General features: G+C 41.6%; 13 protein-coding genes. 6 read left to right on the forward strand and 7 right to left on the reverse strand.

The annotated features are described in order from the left end of the window. Positions 1–103: 103 nt before the first annotated feature. The 4 genes from ACYPWY_RS14880 to ACYPWY_RS14895 all read right to left on the reverse strand — a co-directional run bounded on the left by ACYPWY_RS14880 (position 104) and on the right by ACYPWY_RS14895 (position 2,466). Positions 104–322: a helix-turn-helix transcriptional regulator gene (locus ACYPWY_RS14880; RefSeq protein ID WP_459686336.1), complete on the reverse strand. Its 219-nt coding sequence runs from the start codon at positions 320–322 to the stop codon at positions 104–106. Positions 323–430: 108 nt separating this feature from the next. Further along, positions 431–1,693, reverse strand: coding sequence for a relaxase/mobilization nuclease domain-containing protein (locus tag ACYPWY_RS14885; RefSeq protein ID WP_459686337.1), 1,263 nt, complete (start codon positions 1,691–1,693; stop codon positions 431–433). After that, positions 1,683–2,033, reverse strand: coding sequence for a plasmid mobilization protein (locus tag ACYPWY_RS14890; protein WP_459686338.1), 351 nt, complete (start codon positions 2,031–2,033; stop codon positions 1,683–1,685). Before ACYPWY_RS14890 ends, ACYPWY_RS14885 begins: the two co-directional genes overlap by 11 nt. Then, on the reverse strand, positions 2,023–2,466 hold the full coding sequence (locus ACYPWY_RS14895; protein ID WP_459686339.1) for a hypothetical protein: 444 nt from the start codon (positions 2,464–2,466) through the stop codon (positions 2,023–2,025). Before ACYPWY_RS14895 ends, ACYPWY_RS14890 begins: the two co-directional genes overlap by 11 nt. A 576-nt stretch (positions 2,467–3,042) precedes the next feature. On the opposite strand from ACYPWY_RS14895, the gene ACYPWY_RS14900 reads away from it, so the two are divergent. From ACYPWY_RS14900 to ACYPWY_RS14925, 6 genes are all read left to right on the forward strand, one after another. Continuing rightward, positions 3,043–3,819, forward strand: coding sequence for a ParA family protein (locus ACYPWY_RS14900; protein ID WP_459686340.1), 777 nt, complete (start codon positions 3,043–3,045; stop codon positions 3,817–3,819). Beyond that, positions 3,819–4,355, forward strand: a complete 537-nt coding sequence (locus ACYPWY_RS14905; protein WP_459686341.1) for a DUF3408 domain-containing protein — start codon at positions 3,819–3,821, stop codon at positions 4,353–4,355. The genes ACYPWY_RS14900 and ACYPWY_RS14905 overlap by 1 nt, the downstream gene beginning before the upstream one ends. Continuing rightward, the gene (locus ACYPWY_RS14910) at positions 4,355–4,945 is read left to right on the forward strand and encodes a hypothetical protein (protein ID WP_459686342.1); all 591 of its coding nucleotides are present in this window, start codon (positions 4,355–4,357) and stop codon (positions 4,943–4,945) included. The genes ACYPWY_RS14905 and ACYPWY_RS14910 overlap by 1 nt, the downstream gene beginning before the upstream one ends. Positions 4,946–5,373: 428 nt before the next feature. Next, the gene (locus ACYPWY_RS14915) at positions 5,374–5,685 is read left to right on the forward strand and encodes a helix-turn-helix domain-containing protein (protein WP_459686343.1); all 312 of its coding nucleotides are present in this window, start codon (positions 5,374–5,376) and stop codon (positions 5,683–5,685) included. Continuing rightward, a complete protein-coding gene (locus ACYPWY_RS14920; protein ID WP_459686344.1) occupies positions 5,682–5,975 on the forward strand; it encodes a DUF3876 domain-containing protein in 294 nt (97 codons plus the stop codon). The genes ACYPWY_RS14915 and ACYPWY_RS14920 overlap by 4 nt, the downstream gene beginning before the upstream one ends. A 49-nt stretch (positions 5,976–6,024) precedes the next feature. After that, positions 6,025–6,324 (forward strand): helix-turn-helix domain-containing protein, encoded by a 300-nt coding sequence (locus ACYPWY_RS14925; protein ID WP_459686345.1) that lies wholly within the window; start codon positions 6,025–6,027, stop codon positions 6,322–6,324. Between the two features lie 267 nt (positions 6,325–6,591). Here the strand turns inward: ACYPWY_RS14925 and ACYPWY_RS14930 are convergent, their stop codons facing one another. The 3 genes from ACYPWY_RS14930 to ACYPWY_RS14940 are packed head-to-tail and all read right to left on the reverse strand — an operon-like array spanning position 6,592 to position 9,375. Then, positions 6,592–6,951 carry a protein-tyrosine kinase gene (locus ACYPWY_RS14930; RefSeq protein ID WP_459686346.1) on the reverse strand — a complete coding sequence of 120 codons (360 nt, stop codon included), beginning with the start codon at positions 6,949–6,951 and terminating at the stop codon, positions 6,592–6,594. Between the two features lie 21 nt (positions 6,952–6,972). Then, positions 6,973–8,268 carry a site-specific integrase gene (locus ACYPWY_RS14935; protein WP_459686347.1) on the reverse strand — a complete coding sequence of 432 codons (1,296 nt, stop codon included), beginning with the start codon at positions 8,266–8,268 and terminating at the stop codon, positions 6,973–6,975. Between the two features lie 18 nt (positions 8,269–8,286). Next, the gene (locus ACYPWY_RS14940; RefSeq protein ID WP_459686348.1) at positions 8,287–9,375 is read right to left on the reverse strand and encodes a site-specific integrase; all 1,089 of its coding nucleotides are present in this window, start codon (positions 9,373–9,375) and stop codon (positions 8,287–8,289) included. Between the last annotated feature and the right edge of the window lie 103 nt (positions 9,376–9,478).

A 9,478-nucleotide genomic window follows, 5' to 3' on the forward strand; every position in this document is an offset into this window, starting at 1 on the left:
AGCTTCAGATCTATTCTTAACCGATTTGACTTTACAACCTCCTCTTGGAAAGCTTTCAATTACATTGCTTTCATGGTCATTTTACTAAGAAAAATCAAACAATCTAAAAAGTCAAGATGACTTCATTTAATAAATCTTTCACATCTACATTCAATAACTCAGCTATTTTTGCAAATGTCTCAATTGGAGGTTGCATGGTATTTGAGCACCACCGAGAGACAGTCGCCGGGTCTCTTCCAAGTTGTTCCGCCAGCCATTTGCCGGTTTTTTGCTTTTCAACTAATACAATTTTAATCCGATTAATAGGTTTCATCGCTCTCATCTGTTGATTTTAAACGCAAATATATTGATTTTTATCGAAAGTTTTCGTGTTCAATATCAGTAACTTTTCAACATATTACTGAAACATGTACTTAAAGCATGGCATTGGTTATCTCTTCTGCCCTCTATTCTTCTGCTGAATGATAGGTTGCTTGGACTTCTGCTCTTCTTTTGGAGGTTTCGGCAATCTTGGGTCATCCCATGATTCTTTATATTCAGCATCTGCTTTATTCTCTTTCCACAAGTATGGGTTCGCATAGCTTCCCATACCCCACCATTTGACTTTGGCTTTGGTAACATAGCCATTCTCCACAAGTACCTTATCTCGGATACGCATTTCGTATTTGCCGTATTTGACAAACTCATCGGGATTCTTGTCGCTGAAAAAAGCTTTGTTCTTTTCCTCGTTGAGAAAAACATAGGAAGAAAACTTGCCGCTTCCGTCGTTGCGGTTCATGTTTTCAAGATAAGCATACCCACCTTCTTTTAATGTATTCCATTGCTCAGACATCAATTCAACGCCTCCTATGGAGGGAAGTATCGGCTCGCCTTGGCTTTTTTGTTGGGCTTTTTCTTCGGCTTCCTGTTTAGCTTTTTGCTCTGCCTGCGGCTGTAAGTATGCTTCTTCTATTCGTTTGTTTTCTTCCAAAAGATTTTTCTGAAATTCCTTTTTCAGATTCCTGAAGCTGTATTTTCTATCAACTTCAGAGCCTTTGAAACAAATCTTTCCGTACCGGAACGATACGCCTTCGATCTCAGATGATGTTCTTTTATGCTTATAATCAAGCTCAATTCCGAATTTTTGAAGATTATATCGCAGGTCGTTAGGTGTTTTGCATTCCGGCAGAACGGATTTAATCGCATCGTGGATATAATATTTCGCCTTATCCGGATTCCTTAATTTCTCTCGCTTAACCCTTTCTTTATCCTTGCCATAAGTCAATCCATGTTTATCTTTTAGCTTCTTGCAGACTTTGATATTCCGCTTATAATCGTAATTGACAGATATTAATTTCAGGTTGTTGTCAATGCGGTTATAGACAATATGAATGTGTTCATTGTCGGCATTGTGGTGCCGGACAATGATATATTGGGTGTTTTTAATACCCATTTCGTGCATATATTCTTTGGCTAATTGCACCATAAAATCATTCGTCATTCGTGCCTTATCTTCTGGAGCGAATGACAGCGGGATGTGCCCGACAGGTTGTTTCACTTCCTTTTTGCCGGAGCGTTGCATGGCAAAACTGCGGATAATATCCTGCTTGGTTCCTGCCAGCACTCCTTCGGCTTCAAGCAACTTGGCGGTGTCGTTCATCACATACGATACGCATCCCTTAAATGATTTTCCTTTGATATTCTTAGCGATCATCCAACATCCTTTTAATCCTGATCATCATTCCCATTATCTCTACCCCTTCTGATATATATCCTGCCTGATTTGCCTTTTTGGCAATCTGGTTCAGATTATTTGCAATGCCGGAAAGCTTACGCATAAGGTCAAGTTCTTCCAGTGTAAAGCGGGATTTAATACCTCCATTAAGTATCATTTCCCGTGCATATCGCGTCGCTTTCATCCCTAATTTCTCAGCTTTATCCTTAACCGAGTTGAAATCCGCCTCTGTTAATTTGAGGTTGATTGAAAAATTTAGCTTCTCTTTTTCCTTAGCCGGACGACCCCGTTTGGGCTTTTCCTCTTTCTTATTTTCCATAACATATACACTTGAATGTTATGGAATCTTTCCGGCTATTCAGATAGCCGGGCAAGACGAAACGGAAGCGACCACCGGGAGATGAAGCGGCTTGCGAGACAACCTGACCAACGTGCGACCATCGGGAGAACAAAGGGAAGGTTGTCAAGCGACCCCAAACCAGCCGACCATCGGGAGCGGGTACAGGAGGTCGCAGCCCCGCAGGGCAAGGTATGCACGAAGGGAACTTGAAAGAGCCGCAGGCGAATTTCGGGTTACCCGTGCGATTACCTTGCTCCTTTGACGACGACAAAAAAATAAAGAGGCGAGAGGCTCTTTGTTTTTTTCTTCGGCGGCAACTGTTACACACTATCCGGGGCGTAAAACGTAAAAGCCCGGATTCTCTAATGCGACTTAAATTAGAGGTCGCCTTAAAATAATTTTCTTCATTCATCGGTCTGTCATTTTAATAATTCAGACCACGAAGAAAATTAATAATATCCGGTCAATATCAAAGCCGGATTGGCATGTATAACTCTGCTATATATTGCTTGTTTGACCGGAAAACAATCGGTGCAAATTGCTCCGATTTGCCAAAATGTAAATTCCAACAAACTATTGAGAGATAAAAAACGATACTTATCCTGCAATTATTCAAATAGTCTTCTTTACAGCAAGCCTTTGGTGCAAAACACACCATTCCAATGCATAAGGAACCAGCATTGTGAATTGACAAACAGAATGTTATACATTCGCAGTTGAAAGATTTAAAAGCTTGAAATTTGCAGATTTTACGGACTGGAGAATATACAAATTTCATTCTGCCGATAAAATTGGATAGTTGGGAAATCTGACGTTTTTAAAGTTGCTTTTCTGTTTTGGAAAATTGGAAATTATCAAACTTGAAAATTTGGTGGTTTGGTAATTTGAAAACATGGAAACTTGAAAACAATAAAATTTCCAATAAGACAATAAAAATTGGAAAACTTACAAATATCAATATGTATAATTCTAAAAAATTAAAAACAAGATGAAAAAGGAACCTTTGTTTATCGCCTTCTCTACCCAAAAGGGTGGTGTCGGCAAAAGTACATTCACTGTGCTGGTAGCAAGCTATCTGCATTACCTCAAGGGGCTGAATGTTGCCGTAATGGACTGCGACTATCCGCAATGCAGTGTCTATGACATGCGTAAGCGTGAAATCCGGCAGTTGGAAACCAACTTACACTACCAGTCCAAAGCCATTGCTTTGTTCGACTCGCTAGGCAAACAGACCTATCCGATTGTATGCGCCAAACCGGAAGAAGCCATAACGAAAGCCCGTGAGTTTCTGGCTGCTGAACCGACCGGTTATGATGTGGTATTCTTCGACCTGCCCGGAACCATCAACAATGATGGAGTAATCTCAACCTTTATGTCGATGGACTATGTTTTTGTCCCGATGGCTCCTTCACGGATGTCAATGGAGAGTACCCTCTCTTTCATTATTCCCGTTAGTGAGTTATTGGCAGAACACAAGGACTTAAACCTGAAAGCAATCCATCTCTTCTGGAATCGTGTGGACGGACGTATCAAAAGAGAGTGGCTTGAACACTACGAGGGAATTATCCGACAATTCGGATTACCGTTGATGCAGACGGTTATCCCTCAATCCGTCCGCTATGACAAGGAGCAATCCATTGAGGGTAGCGATGCGGTCTTCCTCTCAACAATCTTTCCGGCAGATAAAAACCTGCTCAAAGGTAGTAACTTGGATTCACTGGTTAATGAAATCATGGAGAATATTCACCTTAACCCCCCATTATAATGGCAGCAGAAAATAAATTCGATAAACTCCGTTCTATGGTACATCAGGGTGTACCAATGGAAAAACCTGCAGAGAAAACAGCACCGGAAGAAGTAAAGTCTGTTGATACAATAGTGGATGCTGTCGCTACTGCGAAGACAGAAACAGAAGTAAAATCCAAAACAGTCGGTCAAGTTATTGAGCCTGCCGAAGAAATAGCGGAGCCAGCGACCAAAGCTGTTGAACCTGCCGAAGAAGCTACAGGACCAGTAGCCAAAGTTTCCGAGCCGGCTGTTAAACCTCCAGAGAGAAGAAAACGCAAGCCACAGGCAGACTATCAAAGCTTGTTCTTCAACCGGATAGATTTCACTCACCGGAAGCCGCTGTACATAACTGCCACGACCCACCGCCGGTTGATGCGGATTGTCCACCTGATGGATGAATCAAAAGCGACTATCAGTAGCTATGTGGAGAATATTATCCTGAACCATCTGGATACATTCAAGGAGGAGATAGATACCATTTACCAGACGAACAATATAAACCCGACAGAATAATGAACGAAGTATTTATAAAATTCTATGTATTGGTTAGCCTGTGGTTTTGGGCGGGGATGCTCCTGAGTGATCCGCTACGCAAGGCATTCGGCGATATGCACCACAGGCTCTTGAAAAGGATCTACGATGCTACTTGGGGACAAGTGGTAAAAGCATATAAGAAAATAGCCGGTTCAATATCAAGGAGATTTAAGGATACTACGCTTTATATGGAAAATCGTACTTATGAATTGCGTGTAAAGGTTGCCCGTTCGCTGGTAAGTAAAGAACTGCTCGAAGAATTGACAGAGAAAAACTTCGTAGCAGCTATTTCAAGGGCACGGCAAATAGGAAGATGGAGGAATGGGACTTCTTTTGAGGAACTTCAGATGTTGGGAGGTTTGGCATCAGGCAGGACAGTTGCCAGAAAAGAAAAGGAGGAAGCCTTAAATGTAGCATTCGAACTCTGTGATACAGACCTCTTCGAGCAGATAATAACTCGGATACCTTGTGCGCAGGAGCGTATACTCTTGGCTTTTGAACAGGCAGAAGGGAACGCTCCATACGATTCTATCAAAAATGAGGAATTCCGGAAATTTATATGGGAGTAATGAATAATGTAAAGTTGAGCAGCCTCTGGTTTAATTATCAGGGGCTGTTTTTTTATGTATATGTCCTATTTCTGAACTGACTTTAAAGCCAGAAGCTACACTAAACGATGCAAAACACATCCATAGAATCATAACCTCATTGACATATTATTATTTCTGATTTACTTCGCAATGAAAAGAGAAAATCACAGGACTTTGAAGCCACTCCCTACCAAATCGGTGCCACATGCTGCCACCTGATTATAAATCCATTGTGGTGCGAACTATTCTGTTTTACTTCGTGGCAAAAAGGTGAAAGCTGCACCGGAAAGGAAGTCCGGACATAAGAAAAATAATGCGGGTAACCGCAAAAGAATTCATTCCTTTTTAGTGTAGAGCCGGATACCTTATTTTTGAAGTAGGAAATAATAATTTGAAAGAGAAAAGTTATGAATATAGTAAATATTGATGCGGAAACATTCGAGGCAATGCTCTCAAAGTTCGAAGATTTTGCAAGCCGGATGGAGTATCTCTGCCGGTTGCATGGAGACCGGGATATGAAAGAGTGGTTGGACAATCAGGATGTATGCCAACTCCTGAACATTTCGAAGCGTACACTTCAAACGCTTCGGGATAATGGAACGCTGGCATATACCCAAATCAACCATAAGACCTATTACAGAGCGGAAGACGTGAAAAAGATTCTTCCGGTAGTAGAAGAAAAGCGAAAACAGGCTAAGTATAAAGGGAAGCAAATATGAAAAAGGAATATCAATCAGGATTAAACCGCCTGGCATCATGGCTGGGCGGTTGGGAAAGTGTGAACGGAAATCCCGATGCATATATCTTCCGGGGTTATGACGGCAATTATTACCTGCTTACTTATAGTTATGACAAGGATTATGGACGTGGCAGCTTCTCTTGTTACAGAGTCGAGTCGGACGAAAGGGGGTATTATATCTACATGAACATGAAACACTATTATTTGATAGAGGAACAATTCCCCTTTGGCTTATGCATCGGAGATTGGGGCAGCTATATGAAGAATTAGAATGAGATAGGAATCAAGTATAAATATAAAAACGAAAGGAGCAACATGTATGAGTAACCAGTTAATTACAAGAGAGAACAATGAAAGGGTCAAGGGATTTTTTCTTTCACTCGAACGGCTATCTATTGCGATGGAGAAACTGTTCACATCCCGCAAACCGACTCTTGACGGGGATAGTTTCTACACAGACGAAGAGTTATCAGAGAAATTGAAGTTGAGCCGACGAAGTTTACAAGACTATCGCAACGAGGGACGTATTCCATATATCAAGTTGGGAGGTAAAATCCTCTACCGCAGTTCGGATATTGAGAAACTGTTGGAAGATGGCTATCGGGACAAGTTCAAGTAGCCGCCCCATATAAAGAGAGTACGAATATTTTTCCCTTTTTCGACTGATAAACACCTTTTAATGGAAGGAGAATAAATGAGACAAGGCTATTTTGGTAAATACTCTTTTTCGTTTGGCGAAAAAGGAAGATTTGGCAAAATACCCGAAGGGTTTAGCCTTGTCGTTTTATTTCCTTCTTTTTTCTTTGTGTTCAGATGAGAAAGGACAATGAAAAACGGCAGGTTCTAACTATAGATAGCCTGCCGTCATTTGTATAGGAAATCCCATTCAATTCAATATCGTATTTTGAATGTGCCTTATCAGAATTTCGGAGATTTCCGGTTTAGCTAGCCTCCTCGTCAAGAACTGCCGAAACACCTCCGCATTCCTTGATTGAATACGAAACGAAAGAGCGATAATCATTTCCAAACCGTATTCTTTGACGCTATTGCCATTCTTATAATAATGGGTTCGGCAAACGTTGGTTTCATCTAATACTCCGGTTTTCATGATAGCACGAATGTTCGCATTTATCTTGCTTATAAAGCATTGGAACAAGTCGGCAAGCTGGTGTTGTGTCATCCAAATTTCAGCTGATGCCGGAACAGTTACTATTCTGTTTTCTATGGTTATTATCTCTCTATTCATGATTGTCCGGTTTAAATTTCGTTATTTTGCATTGTTTTTCTTCGTTTTGCTGCCACTTAGAACTGGCAGTTTGTATTTCCGACCGATGCGGTCGCTAATTTTCTTCACGTCCTCGTTGACTTTTTGCTGTGTGAGTTTGGCGTAAATCTGGGTGGTACGGATACATTTGTGTCCCATCATCTGGCTGACCGTTTCCAACGGTACTCCACGGGAGAGCGTAATAAGGGTTCCGAAATTATGGCGGCTTTGATGGTAGGTGATCCGCTTTTCTATACCGCATAACTTAGCAACCTTATTCAGGTTGACTTGTACGCAAGAGGGAGATGCCATCTTAAATATTTTATTTCCGTTGCGTTCAGGCTTGTACTTTTCCATTATCTGCAAAGGTATATCCAGTAATGGTATATTGCACCGGATACCAGTTTTCTGCCGGTTAATGTCAATCCAAAAGCTGTCGTTCCTGCCTTTATGGATATTTTCCTCTGACAGGTTACACATATCCGCATATGACAAGCCTGTGAATGTCGCAAATACAAACATATCCCGTGTATGGCATAAGCGTTTGGAGGCTACCGGAACGTTCATAAACTTCTCCAATTCTTCCATAGTCATGTGCCTGCGCTCACGGGGAGGCTGTTCGGGAATATAAGCAGCAAAAGGATTTTTATGTAACGTCCCCTGACTGATTGCCCGGCGGACTATCTTCCTAAGAATGATTGTATAGGTAGATATTGTATGGGCGGTAAATCCCTGTTCGATACGAAGGTAAGAGTCGAACTTTTCAATGAAAGATAATTCCAGTTGCCGTAAGGGTATATCTTCCATGCCGTAATGAATATGCAGGAAACGTTCCACCTGTTTTGCTACGGCTTCATAAGCTTTAATGCTTCCTTTGGCACGTGTAACACCTATCTGCTTGACATACTCTTCATTATGCTCGTGGAAGAGTTCCAACAGGTTCTCTTTTTTCCTCCCTATACCGCTTACGGCATTCTTGACAAGCTCCGCCGTAATATATCCCTGCTCGTCCAATATCTGTTTATAATGCCGATTGATTCTATCTGTTAATTTCTCTATCTGATAATTCGTTTCGGTGGCATGGCGGCTTTTGCCGGTCATGCGGTAGGCTTTCGCATCCCATAGCGACGGGTCAATATCTATTCCAGCAGAGAACTGTGCAATTTCAGCATTGATAGAGATTCTGCCCATCAACTGACACATACCATTTTTCTTTATTTTCTGCCGGTTGATATAAAACAGAACTGCGAAAGTGCTGTAAGTAGTATTGGAATGACTGCTCTTATTATTTGTATTCATAATATTCTCCTTCCTTTATTATAGTACATTGTTCTCCGTCAAATGAAACTTGCCGGACAGACGTTTATTCAAGTGGCGCATATCTTCACCGATTTTCTCATTGCTTACCTGTGCATAGATGCGGGTGGCTCTCCAATCCCTATGTCCCAACAATTCGGCTACTGTTTCCAATGGAACTCCCTGAGATAGAGTCACTACGCTGGCATAGCAGTGACGTGCCATGTGAAATGTAACTCGCTTATCTATACCGCATTCCGTAGCTATCCGTTTGAGGTAGATATTGGTCTTGCTGCAACTAATCATAGGAAATAATTTACCTTCTTTTGCTATTCCCTTATATTTTTCGATTAATTGCAAAGGGATTTCCAATAGTGGAATATGGCAGGGTGTTCCGGTCTTCTTTCTTTTGAGATGTACCCACCGGACACCGTCTTCGGCAATAGAAAGGTTCTGTTCCGTTAGGCTACGCATATCACTGAATGCGATGCCGGTAAACGATGAAAACAAAAACATATCACGGATAAAATTCAAGTTAGGACGGGATAGCTTTGCCTTCATCAGTTTCTTCAACTCTGCGGATGTCAATGATTTTGGGACAATGGGAGACGTTATAAACTCATAGTCAATAAACGGGTCATTACGGAGAAGCCCATTGTTGATGGCTATCTTTACGATTCTGCGGAGTTGTCCGATAGTATTTACAATCGTCTGGGGAGCAAAACGGAGTTCTACACGCAGATAATAGTCATAGTCGGCAACAAACGATGGGGTCAATGCCTGAAAAGACATGTCGCCAACATTATATTTTTTACGCATGAATCTTTTCAGGTGGTTAAGAGAGATGCCATAACGTTTGTAGGTTTCCATGCACCTGTTTACGCCGACACTTTTCAGAAAATGCTCGTTATGTACTTCGTAGTATTTGACAAGGGTGTCCTGTTCGGATGCTATACCTTGAAACGCATTTTTTACATCTCCGGCAGATACATTTTCTTTTTTCACCGACAAATCCCTGTAAGCGGAATGGACGGCTACGCAAATTTTGTTCAGGGATACGTTGACGGAGAGGGCGGCTTTACTTTTACGTAAGCCTTCGCTCCTCCGCATCTTGCCCAGTTTGCCCGCTCACCTTACCTTTGCCAAAAAAAAAGAAATGCACAAGCCAAGTAAACGCAGATTAAGTACAGAGGAAGGCTTCGCCATCATTGCG

The sequence above is a fragment of the Viscerimonas tarda genome, from assembly GCF_054601255.1.

Bases quoted from the DNA above. Each gene is read 5' to 3' on its own strand.
- ACYPWY_RS14930 (WP_459686346.1), bottom strand. From the start codon at position 6,951: ATGAATAGAGAGATAATAACCATAGAAAACAGAATAGTAACTGTTCCG.
- ACYPWY_RS14885 (WP_459686337.1), bottom strand. From the start codon at position 1,693: ATGATCGCTAAGAATATCAAAGGAAAATCATTTAAGGGATGCGTATCG.
- ACYPWY_RS14940 (WP_459686348.1), bottom strand. From the start codon at position 9,375: ATGCGGAGGAGCGAAGGCTTACGTAAAAGTAAAGCCGCCCTCTCCGTC.
- ACYPWY_RS14905 (WP_459686341.1), top strand. From the start codon at position 3,819: ATGGCAGCAGAAAATAAATTCGATAAACTCCGTTCTATGGTACATCAG.
- ACYPWY_RS14880 (WP_459686336.1), bottom strand. From the start codon at position 322: ATGAGAGCGATGAAACCTATTAATCGGATTAAAATTGTATTAGTTGAA.
- ACYPWY_RS14895 (WP_459686339.1), bottom strand. From the start codon at position 2,466: ATGAATGAAGAAAATTATTTTAAGGCGACCTCTAATTTAAGTCGCATT.
- ACYPWY_RS14920 (WP_459686344.1), top strand. From the start codon at position 5,682: ATGAAAAAGGAATATCAATCAGGATTAAACCGCCTGGCATCATGGCTG.
- ACYPWY_RS14900 (WP_459686340.1), top strand. From the start codon at position 3,043: ATGAAAAAGGAACCTTTGTTTATCGCCTTCTCTACCCAAAAGGGTGGT.
- ACYPWY_RS14935 (WP_459686347.1), bottom strand. From the start codon at position 8,268: ATGAATACAAATAATAAGAGCAGTCATTCCAATACTACTTACAGCACT.
- ACYPWY_RS14915 (WP_459686343.1), top strand. From the start codon at position 5,374: ATGAATATAGTAAATATTGATGCGGAAACATTCGAGGCAATGCTCTCA.
- ACYPWY_RS14925 (WP_459686345.1), top strand. From the start codon at position 6,025: ATGAGTAACCAGTTAATTACAAGAGAGAACAATGAAAGGGTCAAGGGA.
- ACYPWY_RS14910 (WP_459686342.1), top strand. From the start codon at position 4,355: ATGAACGAAGTATTTATAAAATTCTATGTATTGGTTAGCCTGTGGTTT.
- ACYPWY_RS14890 (WP_459686338.1), bottom strand. From the start codon at position 2,033: ATGGAAAATAAGAAAGAGGAAAAGCCCAAACGGGGTCGTCCGGCTAAG.